This window comes from Oceanobacillus sp. NCCP-135, assembly GCF_059698015.1.
Genome location: NZ_BAAKSZ010000006.1, coordinates 87,928 through 104,143 on the forward strand (window position 1 = coordinate 87,928; position 16,216 = coordinate 104,143).

General features: G+C 37.6%; 16 protein-coding genes. 3 read left to right on the forward strand and 13 right to left on the reverse strand.

Annotated elements, in window-relative coordinates:
• Positions 1–134 precede the first annotated feature (134 nt).
• The 9 genes from AC6HVZ_RS06280 to AC6HVZ_RS06320 all read right to left on the reverse strand — a co-directional run bounded on the left by AC6HVZ_RS06280 (position 135) and on the right by AC6HVZ_RS06320 (position 7,452).
• Positions 135–878 (reverse strand): Cof-type HAD-IIB family hydrolase, encoded by a 744-nt coding sequence (locus AC6HVZ_RS06280; RefSeq protein WP_497557297.1) that lies wholly within the window; start codon positions 876–878, stop codon positions 135–137.
• A 15-nt stretch (positions 879–893) separates the two neighbouring features.
• Complete coding sequence (locus AC6HVZ_RS06285; RefSeq protein WP_497557298.1) at positions 894–2,078, reverse strand: MDR family MFS transporter; 1,185 nt, start codon at positions 2,076–2,078, stop codon at positions 894–896.
• 80 nt (positions 2,079–2,158) lie between these two features.
• The gene (locus tag AC6HVZ_RS06290) at positions 2,159–2,572 is read right to left on the reverse strand and encodes an SdpI family protein (protein ID WP_497557355.1); all 414 of its coding nucleotides are present in this window, start codon (positions 2,570–2,572) and stop codon (positions 2,159–2,161) included.
• A 142-nt stretch (positions 2,573–2,714) separates the two neighbouring features.
• Positions 2,715–2,873: a DUF1648 domain-containing protein gene (locus AC6HVZ_RS06295; protein ID WP_497557356.1), complete on the reverse strand. Its 159-nt coding sequence runs from the start codon at positions 2,871–2,873 to the stop codon at positions 2,715–2,717.
• A 68-nt stretch (positions 2,874–2,941) separates the two neighbouring features.
• Entirely contained in the window at positions 2,942–3,538 is a 597-nt protein-coding gene (locus AC6HVZ_RS06300; RefSeq protein ID WP_497557299.1) for a pyroglutamyl-peptidase I, read from the reverse strand.
• Between the two features lie 16 nt (positions 3,539–3,554).
• Positions 3,555–4,496 carry a 5-oxoprolinase subunit C family protein gene (locus AC6HVZ_RS06305; protein WP_497557300.1) on the reverse strand — a complete coding sequence of 314 codons (942 nt, stop codon included), beginning with the start codon at positions 4,494–4,496 and terminating at the stop codon, positions 3,555–3,557.
• A 164-nt stretch (positions 4,497–4,660) separates the two neighbouring features.
• Positions 4,661–5,425: a LamB/YcsF family protein gene (locus AC6HVZ_RS06310; RefSeq protein ID WP_497557301.1), complete on the reverse strand. Its 765-nt coding sequence runs from the start codon at positions 5,423–5,425 to the stop codon at positions 4,661–4,663.
• 6 nt (positions 5,426–5,431) lie between these two features.
• Complete coding sequence (gene pxpB / locus AC6HVZ_RS06315) at positions 5,432–6,142, reverse strand: 5-oxoprolinase subunit PxpB (RefSeq protein ID WP_497557302.1); 711 nt, start codon at positions 6,140–6,142, stop codon at positions 5,432–5,434.
• Between the two features lie 101 nt (positions 6,143–6,243).
• Positions 6,244–7,452, reverse strand: coding sequence for a CynX/NimT family MFS transporter (locus tag AC6HVZ_RS06320; protein WP_497557303.1), 1,209 nt, complete (start codon positions 7,450–7,452; stop codon positions 6,244–6,246).
• Positions 7,453–7,717: 265 nt separating this feature from the next.
• Between AC6HVZ_RS06320 and AC6HVZ_RS06325 the strand changes: the two genes are divergently transcribed.
• The gene (locus tag AC6HVZ_RS06325; RefSeq protein WP_497557304.1) at positions 7,718–8,254 is read left to right on the forward strand and encodes a ribonuclease H-like YkuK family protein; all 537 of its coding nucleotides are present in this window, start codon (positions 7,718–7,720) and stop codon (positions 8,252–8,254) included.
• Positions 8,232–8,462 carry a hypothetical protein gene (locus AC6HVZ_RS06330; RefSeq protein WP_497557305.1) on the forward strand — a complete coding sequence of 77 codons (231 nt, stop codon included), beginning with the start codon at positions 8,232–8,234 and terminating at the stop codon, positions 8,460–8,462. The genes AC6HVZ_RS06325 and AC6HVZ_RS06330 overlap by 23 nt, the downstream gene beginning before the upstream one ends.
• Before the next feature lie 45 nt (positions 8,463–8,507).
• Here the strand turns inward: AC6HVZ_RS06330 and ltaS are convergent, their stop codons facing one another.
• Positions 8,508–10,451, reverse strand: a complete 1,944-nt coding sequence (gene ltaS / locus AC6HVZ_RS06335) for a lipoteichoic acid synthase (protein WP_497557306.1) — start codon at positions 10,449–10,451, stop codon at positions 8,508–8,510.
• Between the two features lie 226 nt (positions 10,452–10,677).
• On the opposite strand from ltaS, the gene AC6HVZ_RS06340 reads away from it, so the two are divergent.
• A complete protein-coding gene (locus tag AC6HVZ_RS06340) occupies positions 10,678–12,714 on the forward strand; it encodes a methyl-accepting chemotaxis protein (protein WP_497557307.1) in 2,037 nt (678 codons plus the stop codon).
• Positions 12,715–12,901: 187 nt separating this feature from the next.
• On the opposite strand, the gene AC6HVZ_RS06345 is transcribed toward AC6HVZ_RS06340, so the two are convergent.
• From AC6HVZ_RS06345 to AC6HVZ_RS06355, 3 genes are all read right to left on the reverse strand, one after another.
• Complete coding sequence (locus tag AC6HVZ_RS06345) at positions 12,902–14,596, reverse strand: methyl-accepting chemotaxis protein (RefSeq protein WP_497557308.1); 1,695 nt, start codon at positions 14,594–14,596, stop codon at positions 12,902–12,904.
• Positions 14,597–14,813: 217 nt separating this feature from the next.
• Positions 14,814–15,068, reverse strand: coding sequence for a hypothetical protein (locus tag AC6HVZ_RS06350; RefSeq protein WP_497557309.1), 255 nt, complete (start codon positions 15,066–15,068; stop codon positions 14,814–14,816).
• Positions 15,069–15,242: 174 nt separating this feature from the next.
• On the reverse strand, positions 15,243–16,199 hold the full coding sequence (locus tag AC6HVZ_RS06355) for an agmatinase family protein (RefSeq protein WP_497557310.1): 957 nt from the start codon (positions 16,197–16,199) through the stop codon (positions 15,243–15,245).
• Positions 16,200–16,216 lie beyond the last annotated feature (17 nt).

Consider the following 16,216-nt stretch of genomic DNA (forward strand, 5'->3'; position numbering starts at 1 on the left):
AATCATATCGGATATAAACAGGGTTGCCTTAAGATTGAGCCTTTATACATATTGTCAGTCTTCCCGGGAAATGCTTTAAATTGATAAAACAGTACCGTTACAAGTTCCCCTTTTATAAAAATGTTATTTTCCTCCTATAATACAAAACGTTCAATCGCCTTAGCGACACCATCATTATTATTCGTATCCGTAATAAAATCTGCTGCCTTTTTTATTGCTTCTTCCGCATTCCCCATCGCAACACCAAGCCCAGCTTGCTGGATCATTTTTATATCATTCAGACTATCCCCAACAGCCAGCACTTCATTCATTGTTATACCAATTTCCTTACAAACAAATTCTAATGCCTTTGCTTTACTTACTCCTTTGGGGTTAGCTTCCACATTTGTCGGCTGGGAGTTTGTCAGTTCAAGCCCCTCCATGAAAGAGAGTTCTTTAATCACTTTATCAAGCTTAGCTTTATCAAAAGATTCAAAGCCGATTTTCAGCCATTTATGATCATTAAAATTATCTGGTCGTGAATCACGGTACACCCCATTTGTACTTACCAACCACATACTTACATCAGCGTCATTACCCAGCATCCACATTTTTTCCATTTTTTCTGCCCCAAGCAGATGCTGATCCAGTAATTCTTTTTCTACAGTATAAATTTCGCCCCCATTGGCGGTTACAAGATAAGAATTCAGCTTTAATGCCTCTGCGTAAGGGTAGCAGGATTCGAGCCAGCGGCCGGTACTCAGTACGACATGGATATTTTTTCCCAATGCTTTTACAATCACTTCTTGCGTATATTCTGAAATCTCATGGTCGCTATTTAGTAATGTTCCATCCATATCCAATGCGATTAGTTTAATATCATATTTCTGTTCAGTCATATCATTTTCCTCCACTTATTTTTCTGTTTGTTGTTCTTCCTTAACATTATTATCATAGAGCTTTGTGGTAATAAAAGGGATGAAAAGTAACCCTATTATAACAAAGAACAAAAGCTCAATATTATAAATATCCACGATAAAACCACCAATTACTGGACCAACCATCCTACCACCTGCACCTACACTATTTACAATTCCTTGATAAAAGCCAGCTCTTCCTGGTGGTGCCAGTTTGTTTGCCAATGTTGGAATCGCTGGCCATACAAGCATTTCGCCAATTGTTAAGATAACCATTGCCACTGCAAACATGGTGAAATTACCGGCAAACATCGCAATTAAAAAGGACACCATTAGAATAACATTCCCAGTATAGATATGCATTTTTTCAGAAGTTATTCTATCTGTAATCCATTTTAGTATAGGCTGACCAAGAACGATAAGAAAACCATTTATTGCCCAAAGTGTACTGTATTTCTCCAGTGGAATTCCGATATCCTGTGTATAGGAGGCAATCGTTGTCTGCCACTGACTGTATGCAATCCACGTTAATAAAAATCCACTGCATAATATAATTAATGCAATTAGCGCGGACTTATTTTGAATTTTTCCACTCTGTTGAAGTACGGATGTATACATTTGTCGATCCTGTGCTTTATCCATATCTTTAAATGTAAAAAAGACAATGAGAAAGAAAACGAAAAATAAGGAAGCATTTGCGATAAAAATATAATCAAAGGAAATACTTGCAATATATCCTCCTATCGTTGCTCCAATTGCTACACCTAAATTTTGGGCAACATAAACTGCATTAAAAGCCCGTCTGCCACCTTCTGGCCAAAGTGAACCAGCCATTGCAAACATAATGGGCCAGGTAATACCCGACCCGAACCCGATTAAAACAAGTAAAATCGAATATGCGGTTATACTATCATGGAGGAACGACAAAGCAATTGCAGACGTCATTGCAAGTCCCGTTCCATAAAGGATTGTCTTATACGCACTATACCGATCAAAAAGTCCTCCCCCAAGTAAATTACCAACAATTGAGGCACCTTGATTAAACATCAAAATAAACCCCGCAAAAGCTAAACTTTTACCGAGCTCATTATGCATATATATTGTATTCAGGGGCCATAAGAAGGAACCGCCTGTCACATTAATGGTTGTCGCTATTACTAATAGCCAAATTTGCTTTGGCATTGCCATCATCTCACATTCATATGTTGTATATCTAAGTCATTTTAATACATATATGGGTGAAGTAGCAATGATTAAGCATATTATTTCAATCGTCTCATTTTTATCGTGAAATATACAACTGTACCAAGTAGAATAACAATTATTAAAGGGATATCCCAAGCTCCTATCCCTAGCTTATCATCGCCTTTTCCCGTCTGCACCATCCCCCAGGTTATATATGTAGTGAGTACAACGACCTGGAAATTGAGAACTGTTATTAAGGAACGGGCAGCAGCGTAAACCCTTGGGGCATTTTCCTTTGTTACTTTTACATTAAGATTTAGAGAGTCCGGTGATTTGCTTAAGAAATACATAACCATGAAGCTTGGCAGAATAATCAATGGCATCATAAATATCATCGCCTTATTACCCCATCCGTCCCCTTCACCTTTTAAATTAAAATGGATCGGAATCCTATCAGGCAAGCTTCCATAGGAGATTGCAGCAAAGACAATCTAACCAACTAGCATTATCAGTGAAAGTAAATGAAGCATCTTATGCCACTTTTTCATCGGAACTTCTTCTATGTTAAATTGATTTTTCATTGCTATCACCCTATTTATGTCGATTCATTCGGATAATAAAGTGAATCTTCATTCAGTGGGGGGTTCCCTTCCTCTCCCACTGAATGTCTTTACTACCCCACCCATCTGCCTTACCACCACTAAAATGGGTAGCAATTGTATTTGGTAAACTATTATAAGCTTGGATAACATAGATGATCGAGGCTATAATCAGTACAGTGGATAAGGAAATTTAATATTTTCTCCCACTTACCGGCAGTCACAGCAACTCTAGGATGTTTCCCCATTATCTAAAACCTTCTACAAGCACGAAATGGCAACTTTTACAGCCCTAACCAAATCTTCATCCGACCAGCTTGGCAGATTCTTTTCCACAGCCAATTTGTGAGATGCAGGGATATGTATAAACCCTGCTTGTCGCTCAAACTTATTCTCTTTAAAATAATGCAAGGCATGGTACATGACATGATTACAAAGATATGCTCCAGCGGTATTGGATATTTTCGCAGGTAGATTTGCTGCTTGTAAACTTTCTACCATTTTATTGATCGGAAGTGTGGAAAAATAACCATCCTGCCCTTCAGCTATTATTTTTTCACCATTTGGCTTATGCCCACTATTATCAACAGGTCCATCATTACAATTAATCGCAATTCTCTCCGGGGTAATACAGTTCCTGCCTGCTGCTAATCCAAGAGAAATAACAGCATCCGGTTCATGCTTTTCAATCAGTTCAATTAACTGCAGGCCTGAATTTTGAAAATCCACAGATAAAATTCCTGCGATTATGTTGTAGTTATTTATCGTTTTACCATCTAGTAATTTGGTCACTTCAATTGTTGGATTGATCGGAAACTCTAAAAAAGCCTCAAACCCAGTAAGCAGTAATTTTTTCATAGAAACCACCTCAGTGTTATACGTTTTTTCGGAAAACATCTAATTTATAATAAAATTTCTCCATTTCAATCAAGCGGTCTTGTGCTTCTTCAACAGTAACAGGATAAAATTTGATTTCTCCTTTTGGCAAAAGCTGAGCGATCTTCGGCAAATCAGTAGAGATTACTGTTCCTATTCGAGAATACCCACCAGTTGTTTGCCTGTCAGCCATTAAAATAATCGGTTGCCCACTGCTTGGAATTTGAATCCCACCAAATGGAACCGCATCCGACCAAATATCTGAACTGTTATGAAGCGGGATTTTTTCCGACTTCAATCGATAACCCATTCGATTGGAGTTTATATCAACCGTATGTATGGAATTGAAAAATAGCTCTCTTCCCTCTTCTATGAAACTATCTAAGTGCGGACCTTCTACAACTGCTGCTTCTACTGATTTTTTATAGATTGGAATGTATTTTTTATTCAAGCCTATCCCTTGCTTTACAAAACTTGAAAAGGCATAAATTGTTGTGGAACCTTCAAGCTGCAGGCCAAACCCATTTTTTACATCAGTGGACATACTGCCAAAAAACGTTTTACCATCAAAGCCACCAGCCACAGCTATATATGCCCGTACACCTGACTGATGCTCTCCAAATGTCAGCACATCCCCTTTATTCATACGGATAGTGACCCACATCGGTGTCACTTTATCATTAATTTTTGGTTGAAGATCTGCTCCAGTAATCGCAATAGTTATGGAAGCGCATGCTTTTAGAACAGGCCCAATCAAGGTTACCTCCAAACATGCTGAATTTCGATTATTTCCAACCAGTGTATTCGCTATTTGCAAGGAAAAACGATCCATCGCACCTGAAACAGGAACACCAAAGCGCTGATATCCTGTTCGCCCCATATCCTGAATAGTTGTGAGCATACCTGGTTTGATTACATGGAAAATTGCTTCGCTTTGCATTGGATCACCATCTTTACGTTATTATAGGCTGTATTAGTTTGAGCAGCACTCTCATGGACACTACGCTTCTGCTTTAGCCTCGTTTTGTCCTTGAGCAACACTCTATTGGACATTCCGCTCGTACTAGCTTTGCCATTCCTTCTGTACTAATCACACAAGCAATCTTACTTCTTTAATGCTTTCACTTCCACACCCGCTTCACCCAGAGATTTGCGCAATTTTTCTACAAATTCCGCGGCATGAGAACCGTCCCCATGTACACATATTGTATCTGCTTCTATTGCAACTGATTCGCCTTTTACTGTTTTGACAGTTCCATCCTTAATCATCTGTTTAACTTGAGCTATAGCTACATCCACTTCTTTAATCACTGAGCCTTTTTCAGTCCTTGACGTTAAACTCCCATCCGGCTGATAGGTTCGATCAGCGAAAACCTCTGATACAACGTGTAATCCTGATTTTCTTCCTGCATGGAGCAGCTCACTTCCAGCTAGACCAAACAATAACAATGACTTATCAAAATCACGAACAGCATGAGCAATAGCTTCAGCTACTTTCTGATCACGTGCTGCCAGATTATATAATGCGCCATGAGCTTTCACGTGCCGCATTTTCACATGGTGAATCTTACAGAATGCTTGAAGTGCTCCAATTTGATAGGTAACCAGCCGATAGATTTCATTTGGAGTGAATTCCATCATACGTCGACCAAATCCCGCAATATCTGGAAATCCAGGGTGTGCTCCTACAGCAACATTATATTTTTTTGCTAATTGGACAGTTTGATCCATCACATTCGGATCACCTGCATGGAAACCACATGCAATATTTGCCGAGCTTATATGCTTCAGCAATCTCTCATCCACACCAAATGTATATGTTCCAAAGCTTTCTCCCATATCGGAATTTAAGTCAATTTGCTTCCCCACACTAAATCACCCCTCATTTACATTAATTTCAAAAACTCCATTTCTTATTTGTTCGTTTATTTCTGCAAACTCGTCCTTTGTCACATTATAAAATTGAATACGATCACCTGGCCTAAAAAGAAATTTTTCCTGATTAAATAATTCCAGTGGGGTTTTTCCAATAATATTCCAGCCACCAGGAGATTCAACTGGATAAATCCCCGTCTGTTCATGAGCAATTCCTACCGCTCCAGCAAATGTTTTCATGCGAGGCTCCTCCAGGCGTGGTGTTGCAATTCGCTGATCCAGACCGCCAAGATAGGGAAATCCAGGTAAAAAACCAAGCATATAAACAAGATATTCAGGCTTTTGGTGCATTGCTATAACTGCTTCGATATCCAGACCGTTATAGTCAGCTACTCTCTTCAAATCAGGACCATATAATCCCCCATATAAGACTGGCACATGAATAATACGGGATGATAACTGGTTCTGCTTTGTTGGTAATTCAAATAAATTAGATATCCTTTCTGTCATCTCATTGTAGACTATTTTCTGAGGTTCATAGTAAATCGTTACCGAATTAAATGCAGGTACCCATTCAATTACACCATCAATCAGGGCTTGCTCCAATTTACGGCAAAATGCTTGTATCGTCGTATTTAGCTTTGGAGAAACTCTACCAGTAAAATTCACCTTAACAGCGGAGTCACCAATCGCTTGTATTGTAATATTCACTATCCTTCCCTCCCTCGAAAACAGTATTTATAGCAATAATAACATACCATTTACATTGTAATATGTTGGATTTAGTCATATTATCCTGTTAATGACAGTCGTTAATCAAGTACATATTTATCTCTGCCAGCACCCATACCAAACAATATTACTAAAAGTACAACACCAAGCATCGTCAAAATCGGTACTGTCCAGGCAAGCGTCACATCATATAAATAGCCAATAAACATAGGACCGGTTGCAGCCAATACATAGCCCAATGCTTGCGCCATTCCGGATAACTCAGCTGCTTGTCTTGCATTACGTGCCCGCATTCCTAAAAAGGTCAGTGCTAAAGCAAACGTTCCACTCAAGGTAATCCCAAGCATAATGGTAGAAAAAACCATCACTGTATATGAGTTACCCAATAACAACCCACTATAACCGCTGATGAAAAGTGCTCCAATTACAAGAACTATACCACGCTGTGATTTACATTTCTCAGCGATCATTGGCACAAAGAAACTTGCTGGTAAGCCAATAAACTGCATAAAAGATAGCATCCATCCGGCGGTAGCCATGCTCACGCCAAATCTTAGCAAAATTTCCGGCAGCCAGGAGATCGTCACATAAAACAAAAAAGACTGCAGCCCCATAAATGCAGCCACTTGCCAGGCTAGCGGGGATTTCCACATTCGACTGTCACTCGAACGAATATAGTTCACATGAACTGCATCCGCTTTTCTTTCCTTTTTCACAATTAAAATCCAAATGAGAATGCCCAGGACTGCCGGAATTGACCAGACAAGCAATGCAAGCTCCCAGCCAAACCCTAATCCTGTGGCAATCGGAATACTTAATCCTGATGCAGTTGCAGCAAAAACCCCCATGGAAGTTGAATAGATGCTCGTCATGAGCGCAACCTTCGCAGGAAATTTCCCTTTAATTACCCCAGGTAAAAGTACGTTACATATCGCTATTCCCAGTCCTACAAACAAAGTCCCGAGGAATAAAAGTACAATAATCGAAACAGAACGAATGCTAATTCCAAATAAAAGAAGGATTAAACCAAGTAGCATAATCCGTTCATTCGAAAAACGGTTGGCAAGCTTGGGAACAATTGGTGACATGACAGCAAATGCAATCAAAGGCAAGCTGGTTACAATTCCTACACTCCAATTAGACAAACCAACATCATCACGAATCGTTCCAATAAGCGGACCAACAGATGTAATCGATGGACGAAGATTAAACGCCACAACTATTATTCCTGCTATTAATAAAAAGCGATGAATTTCCTTGGATCGATCGCTTGTATTTTGTAATTCCACTTATCTATCTCTCCTTTTTATTTCTCTCTATTAATATAGCATATCTGAAAGGAATAGGATGAAGGAAGATGCTCACCAGATTATGTGTATCTAGGCAAAACCGACGATATTTTAAACGATATTACTGTCTACTTTTATATTAATGCCCTGGTGAGATACCAAGTTACCTGTACGATATTTCGCTTATAACCAGACAACTTACTTTTGAATAGAATATAAACAGAACAAACCTGATCCGCTAAAATTAGAAAGGATATGTTTGAACATGACGAATGATAATGAATTGTCTTTTTCATTCCAAAACCTAAGTCAAAAACGCATGTCATTTGAGGATGTATTTCAACATATTATCAGTTACATGAAAAAAGATGTAACAGGGAATTATTACCTAATGGTTGGAACAGACTCCCAGGTTCATACCAATCATACGATATTCATCACAGGAATTGTGATTCAGCGTAAGCGAAAGGGTGCTTGGGCCTGTATACGAAAAGTGGGCATACCAAGAAAAATGACAAACCTTCATGAGCGTATATCGTATGAAACAACGTTAACTGAAGAAGTAGCTTCCATGTTTACGAAGGAAAGAAAAGATCGATTAATTGATATTGTCTTACCACATATTTATAAAGGAGCTTCCCTTACCATAGAAGGTCATATTGACATCGGGGCAGAAAATAGAAATAAAACTCGTGTCTTTCTGAAGGAAATGATATCGAGAATGGAAACTTTAGGATTAGAACCAAAAATTAAACCAGATGCATTTGTTGCCAGTAGCTATGCCAATCGGTTTACGAAGTAGGATTCGTGATTTAGATAGTGATCATATAAAAGCAATCAACGCAGGAATTGGAGTACGACGAAGCCGCTTGTTCCCAGTCGGCAAGTCTTCTTTATCGTACAAAGGTGAGGGAAGTCTCGCTAAAGCTTTAGCACTAAAGCTGAATATAGCTATTCCGGGAACTAAGCTATCCACAGGATTTGAATTTTATAGTTTCCTAAGCAATTAAAAAAAACGCCTCATCGTGAGACGTTTTTTTATAAATTATTCCTAATTATTCATCCGTACCTTTTTCATCTTCTTTCATATAATGATAATCATTTATATCAACGGGTTCCCATTCTTCATTAGGTGTATAGAAACGCAATAGATCACCATATAATACATCATCTGAAAGTTCCAGCTCCTGATGGACAGTTTCTTTCATATCCAGCATTTCCTTTGTCGGTTCTGTTATTTCTTCTTTCGTTTTGTTATCGTAATAAATTCCATTGATTGAACTATATTCTTCTGTAACAAAATTACCATTACGAAATGGGATATAATTTTTATGATCTTTTGAGAACATGTCTGTACCAAATTGAATATAATCTTTTGCATCAATTCCTAAGATATGCAATAGTGTTGGCATTACATCAATCATCCCACTGTACTCATGATTCGTACCCTGTCCTTCGACACCAGGAATGCGAATCATAAACGGTACTCTCTGCAGTTCAGCATTTTTTAATGGGGTAATTTCTTCACCAATTATTTCTGCCATTGCACGATTATGATTATCAGAAATACCATAATGATCCCCATAAATCATAATGATTGAATCCTCATACAGGCCCGCTTCCTTTAAGTCATTAAAGAATTGTTCTAATGATTCATCTAAATAACGTGCCGTCTGAAAATAACGATCAACGGAGCCATCCCCAGTTTCGGCAGGAGCAATGCTTGCTTCACCTTCATCAACTAAATATGGATGATGGTGTGTCAATGTCATCATGTGTGCATAGAATGGCTGCTCCAATTCTTTTAGCATCGGAATGGATTCATCAAAAAATGGTTTATCCTTCAAGCCATAGTTAATAACTTTCTCTTCACTCATATCATAAAAATCCTCATGATAAAATTTATTGATTCCAAGATATTTATAAACTTCATCCCGATTCCAAAATGACTTTCCATCTCCATGGAATACAGCACTAGTATAATCCTGTTGCTGATCAAGAATCGCAGGTAATGCTTGATACGTATTATCTCCTTTTATTACAAAGGCAGACCCTTGAGGCAGACCATAAAGGGAAGTATCCGTAATCAATTCCGCATCCGCTGTTTTACCTTGTTCTGTTTGATGGAAAAAGTTATCAAAGTACGTGAAATCCTTACTCTGATCATGTACCAAGTCATTTAAAAATGGTGTTACTTCCTCTCCATGTAACTCATAATCTATTAAGAATGATTGGAAAGACTCCAAGTGAATCTTGATAATATTTTTCCCTTTCCCTTTTCCAAAAATCTCTGGATTAGGTTCAGCATACTTCGATTGGGTGAATTTTTCCACTTCCACGATATCACTGCTGTCCGCTAACACGCGTTGTGTAGATGTTTTAGCGCTTTGAATACCATCATAAATCATAAAGTTATAAGCACCAAGATATTTTACCAAGTAATTTCTATCAAACGTACGTTCCAACAGCTGTGGACGGTCAGCCTCAGCCAAACCTAGATTAATAGAAAACGCAAGAACACCAGCACCCAAAACTAATAAAGGCTTACGAATCTGCATGCGGCTCATGGACCAATTGGATTTCGTCATAACAAATAATCCAATCAAAAGAATTAGATCAAGTGAATATAAAATATCGTGCATCGCTGTTAAATCTGCAATACTGCCACCCAGACTGCCAAAATTATCTGTCTGCATCAGTGTTGCAAACGTAATAAAATCACTATTAAAACGATAAAAAACAACATTTGCATATAAAACAAAGCTTAAAATAGCATCAATGATAATGAGCCATATTCCAGCTTTTCTGCCTTTAGCAAATAACGCAAGACCTAAGAATATCAACCCCGAACTGAGTGGATTGAAGAATAATAGAAATTGCTGCATTCCTCCACTAACACCTAAATTAAATTCTGTTGCGTATATCACATACGTTTTTATCCAAAATAGAATTAAAGCAATCGTAAAGAACCCCATCTTCGAAGATATTAATTTCTTCACTTTACTCACCTCATATAAAAATACATTTTTAGTAACGATATATAAGTATACAGTAAAAGTTAATGGAATGTCAAAATATATTTTGTTGATATCTATTTTTTGAGTCTATCTATCGATTAGAAACTATAATATTCACAAAATTCCAGACTAATTTACTACATAATCTTTGTGTGTCATCCGATAATAAAATAGATTACTAAATTATCTAAGAATGAAGGGGAACGATATGAATAAAAAGATAAGCAATGAGCAAAAAACTGTTACGAAAAAAAAACTCTTTAAAACTTCGCTGCAAAAACAAATACTTATCCCTTTTTTATCGTTATTTATTGTCGCAGGGCTAATCATTTCTTATACAAGCTACACGATAAATAAAGATATACTCATCGGTGAGAAGTCGAAAAATATTCAATCACAGATGGAAAATTTAAATAATACTTTTGAAACGTTTTTTATTAATAAGGAAAATATTTTACATAGATTTGCAGAAAGTGAAATTATTTTAAATCATGCAGACGGAGATTTAAATGAATTACTCAATTTCTTTGGTTCGACAGTAGAAGCAGATGAAGTAATCCTCAATGCCTATACCGTTGATGATAGTGATGGCCATACCATTATTTATCCCGAAGCAGATTTAGGTGATGACTTTGATGGTTCAACCAGAGATTGGTATATAGCCGCAGCCGCAGCCGAAGGGGAAGTCATTTGGACAGAACCTTACATCGATCATGCTACAGGCAGTATGGTTATTACTGCCGCACAGGCTATCTATAAGGATGGGAATCTTATTGGAGCAAATGGAATGGATATTCTTGTTGATACCTTACTGACTATCACCAAGGATGTTAAATCAACTACATCCGGTGATACAATGATCATCAGTCAAAATGGCACTATTGTATCCCACACCAATGAGGAATTAGCAAATCAAAGTGCTACAGATCAAACCTATTTTAATAAAATACAAGCAGCCGGAAGTAATGGAGTTATCGAATACCAGGAGGATGGCGATAAAAAGGTTTTAGGTTTTACAACAAACGGTACAACAAGTTGGATTTTAGCTGAAACTGTTTCCGAAAAAGAGTTTCAGGAAATTGCTAACACAACACTTATACCAATAATGATTACCGTTACGGTGATTATTTTATTAGCTATTGTTGCATCCATTTTCATAGCAAGAAGAATTACGAACCCGATAAAATTATTACAGCAGACAATGAAAACCGTAGAAAAAGGAAATCTTACCGTAAAAACAAATATAAAATCAACAAATGAAATTGGCGAGTTGTCACAGAGCTTTGAAAATATGCTCAAAAACATACAAATGCTGATGATGAAAATGAAAGATATATCATTCCATGTTTCAGAAGCATCACAGACATTAGTTGCAAGCGCCGAGGAAAACACAGCGTCATCCAATGAAGTAGCAACAACTATGGAACAAATTGCAACAGGAGCGGGGGAACAATCAGAACGAATGGAACAAAATGCATCTGCAACTGAAATGCTTTCAAGCTATATCAAGCAAATCACCACACATAATGACAGGCTTTATGATGAAGCCAAAGTTATGGATGAAGTTTCAGAACAGGGTGCAATAACAGTAGATGGGCTTCGAAAACAGTCCGAAAATACTTCCGAAATGACTAATAAAGTCGTTCAATCGATTCGATCACTAGATGAAAAATCAAACAACATAAATGAAATTGTCACAAAAATTGCTGACATTTCAAACCAAACAAATTTATTAGCTTTAAACGCAGCAATTGAAGCTGCACGAGCTGGAGAAAATGGAAGAGGGTTCGCAGTCGTAGCAGATGAGGTACGAAAACTGGCGGAGCAATCTGAAAACGCCCTTGGAGACATTTCCACATTAATTAAAGAAATGCAATCAGAAACAAAAAATACGGCATTATTGATCGAAAAAACAAACGATGTTATCCAAACACAATCAACATCTGTAAATGAAACAGAACAAGCATTTCTAAGTATTCAAGATACGATTAAAAAGAACAATCGATTAATCAGTGAAGTAAGAGATATCATGGACATCATCAACGAACAAGAAAAAATATTATCAACAAACATACAAACTATTACTACGATCAGTGAAGAAACAGCTGCAGGGACTGAAGAAATTTCTGCATCGATTGAAGAACAAACTGCTTCTATGGAACAGTTGAATCATTTAGCTGAGGAACTGGATTCGTACTCAAACGAAATGCAGGAGCAGGTTAATACATTTAAAATGGAAAAATAAAAAGCAGGGTACAGCATTTGTTAGGCTGTACCCTGCTTTTTATTATCGTCCACTATAGCTGCTAATTCACTTCCGCTTAACGAGGTGACGAAAGTTCTGCTTATGTAAATGTAGGCTTCTCTAAAAGTTTGGGACTGCATACTGTTCGTCCCAAACTTTACGAAAATAGGCTAAATTTTTTTTGCCTCTACAGCTTAAATTGTGTTACCAATCCATTCAGTTCTTCAGCTGACCTAGCAAGATTTTCGGAACTTGCAGCAATTTCATCCATGGAACTACTCGTTTGTTCGGATGATGCAGAGGTTTCCTCCACACCTGCAGCTGCCTCCTCAGAGATTGAAGCGATTTCCTCAATTGATCCATTTATTTGCTGGCTACTGGCTGCCATATCTGCGATGTTATCAGAAACCAATTTAATACTGCTCGCCATTTCATTCACAAATAAACGTATCCCATCAAGGGTTTCACTAGTTACTTTTATATCCTTTTGACCCTGCTTCACTTCTTCATAACTACTTTGCAAGGAATTGGTTACTTCATTCGTTTCATTTTGAATGCTTGCTACAATCGTTGTGATATCCATTACCGAACTAGATACCTGCTCAGCTAGCTTTCTCACTTCATCTGCAACGACTGCGAACCCTTTTCCATGTTCACCTGCTCTTGCTGCTTCAATTGCTGCGTTTAATGCAAGCAGATTCGTTTGCTCTGAAATATCTTTTATTACCGATACCAAGTTTGAGATTTGCTGAGATTGAGCATCTAAACCTTCTACCTTATTAACGGCAGACTGAACAATGTGATCGATCTTCGCCATTTGCTTTGTAGAGTTTTCCATTAACGTACTGCCTTCCGATGTCATATGCAGCACTTCATTTGAAGCTTGTTGAATAAGTCCAGCCTTATCGTTTGCTGCTTGAACCTTCTCTGCAAAAGTACCCATTACAGATGCTAAATCACTTGCACTATTGGCTTGTGCTTCTGAACCAGTCGCCAATTCATGCATTGTTATTGCAACTTGTTCGGAACCAGTTTTTACTTCATTGGCGGATTGCGAAAGCTCCTCACTTTGACTTGAAACCGTTTCAGAGACAAGCTGGACCTTGTTCAACAATTGACGAGTGTTGTTTGCCATATTATTAGTCGCATCAACAAGCTGACCTATTTCATCTTGTGATTTTGTTACAAGTGACTCATGGCTCATGTCACCACTTGCTATCAGATTCATACGATCCATCACTTTAATTATTGGTCTGCTTATCGTTTGTGAAGTAACAACCGCTGCTGTAATCCCTAGAATTAAAACAAGGACAGTAATAACAATACTAAAAATAAAATTACTTTCTCCACTGGATACAATTTCTTTACCCATATCATTTATTATCATTTCTCTTTTATCAGCCAGCTGTTGAAAGTCTGTCATGAGTTCATTTGATAGTGGTCTCACGAATAAAGACATGAGATTTAACGCACGGTCTTCATTTCCATTTTCATATTCTGCAATCACATCATCAGTAAAGTATCCCCACTCCATCTTTTTATCGATAAGTGTTTGGACTTCTTCAGAATTATTTAACTCAAGTACTTGATTTTCCAACGCAATAGATGCTTCTACACCTTCATTAAACTGATTTAATAATGCTGAATCTCCATATAATAAGTAACCACGTAATAAAGCTGTTCGTTCTGCTACATTCGTAACAATTTTCTCATCAGCAATCAGTAAAGCAAGCTCATGATCCAATATTTCCTGTATAGCTTCATTCGTCTTAAATGTGTTATACATATTATAAGCAAATAATAATATCACCAGTAAAATAACAACTGAGAAACCAAATATTATTTTTGATTTTATACTTTTAAATCCAAATTTCCTGTTCATCATTTGCACCTCTATTTTTATATAATCTCTAAGCAGAAAAAGCCTCACTATTAGATTATCGGTTCACTGTGATCAAACCTTTAGAAATTAGATGAATGCAATAATATTAAGTTAATTCATACTTCATTAAAATTATATGTTCACTATCGCTCCATTAAAAAAGCAACCCTCGACAACTATTAAAAACGCCAAAAAAATAAGCCTGCCAATGCACGCTTTAGTTAATTATATTTCGTACTATTAACTTATCAGTTTCTTTTCCTGGATGACATTCCATCACCATTGCTAGTTGTTCATCGATATTTCTAATATTTTGCTTCAATCCATTTATATTTACTTCTATGTTATTTGCTTCAGCTTCCAGTTTCGAATAGTGTTCATCGATTTGCTGGCTGTTTGTTTGTATATCTTTCAAGTCCTCCAGCCATATTGTGATTGTTTGCAACAGATCCTCCACCATATCTTTGGTCAACCTATCCCCCCCTTTTTCATTTCTGTAACTCAATCGTAGCACCAACTCATTTTAGCAACAAGAGTCCATAGGAGGATATTCTGAATTCAAAATAGGTATAATTATCTGTAGAGCATCCGGGAATAAATACACTTCACGAAAATTCCACTCGCCCTTCCAGGAAGTGTTTTTCAATTATTTCTCTTGCTCTCTTAAAATAGTCCCTGCCAATGCATACAATACTGCATATGTCACAAAATGTGAGGAATTATCGTTTGTATCCTGTTGTGGATAAACCTCCACATAATCCATTCCACGAATTCCCAGCTTGGCGAATTCATGAACTAGCTCCAGCAATTCATAGGATGTTACGCCATTTCCATCGACAGGACCACCTGGGTTAAATGCAAAATCCAGTACATCACTGCATATACTTAAATAAACAGCTTCCGTTCCCTTACTGGCAATACTGTATGCCTTCTTAGCAAGCTCTGATAAGTTGCTTCCAGCCTGACGAATTTCTCTCACCGAAATTGTAGTTGCACCAACTTCATCAGCGTATTTTCCGGTTTCCGGCTTATTCCGTGGCCCGTGGATTCCCATGTGAACAATGCCTTCATTACGTACACTTTCACTTTCATAAATCCGATGGAATGGTGTACTACGAGCATATAAATCTCCCTCGTAATCTTTGTAATTATCATAATGGGCATCTAGGTGGATAATTCCAACTTTACCTTCAACTTCTTCGCTCAACGCCTTTACAATAGGATAAGTAATCCCATGATCGCCTCCAAATGCAACTGGGAATTTCCCCGTCTTCCAAACATCACTTGCAAAATTCCCGATACGACGCATTGTTTCCATTGTATTTGCAGGAACCACGTCAACATCTCCCAGATCACCAATTCTATAATGGCTGAGGACATCCAGATGATTAAGTTCCGGCAAGTACCCGGAATAACGGGCTGAGTTTAAACGGATCACTTTTGGTCCCAGTTCGCAGCCGGTGTAGTCCCCCCAGGTTACTGAACCTTCCCATGGTACGCCATAAATTAATACATCTCTGTCTTTTGCACTATCATCTTTTAAGCTAACTTTTTTGCCACCCATAAAACAAGGTGTATTTCCGTATATCTTATTTTGATTCATGCTGTTTCACTCCTAAC

Coding starts and splice junctions, on each gene's coding strand:
- AC6HVZ_RS06355 (WP_497557310.1), bottom strand. CDS start 16,199: ATGAATCAAAATAAGATATACGGAAATACACCTTGTTTTATGGGTGGC.
- AC6HVZ_RS06330 (WP_497557305.1), top strand. CDS start 8,232: ATGCCAATCGGTTTACGAAGTAGGATTCGTGATTTAGATAGTGATCAT.
- AC6HVZ_RS06280 (WP_497557297.1), bottom strand. CDS start 878: ATGACTGAACAGAAATATGATATTAAACTAATCGCATTGGATATGGAT.
- AC6HVZ_RS06345 (WP_497557308.1), bottom strand. CDS start 14,596: ATGAACAGGAAATTTGGATTTAAAAGTATAAAATCAAAAATAATATTT.
- AC6HVZ_RS06285 (WP_497557298.1), bottom strand. CDS start 2,078: ATGCCAAAGCAAATTTGGCTATTAGTAATAGCGACAACCATTAATGTG.
- AC6HVZ_RS06300 (WP_497557299.1), bottom strand. CDS start 3,538: ATGAAAAAATTACTGCTTACTGGGTTTGAGGCTTTTTTAGAGTTTCCG.
- AC6HVZ_RS06305 (WP_497557300.1), bottom strand. CDS start 4,496: ATGCAAAGCGAAGCAATTTTCCATGTAATCAAACCAGGTATGCTCACA.
- AC6HVZ_RS06325 (WP_497557304.1), top strand. CDS start 7,718: ATGACGAATGATAATGAATTGTCTTTTTCATTCCAAAACCTAAGTCAA.
- AC6HVZ_RS06340 (WP_497557307.1), top strand. CDS start 10,678: ATGAATAAAAAGATAAGCAATGAGCAAAAAACTGTTACGAAAAAAAAA.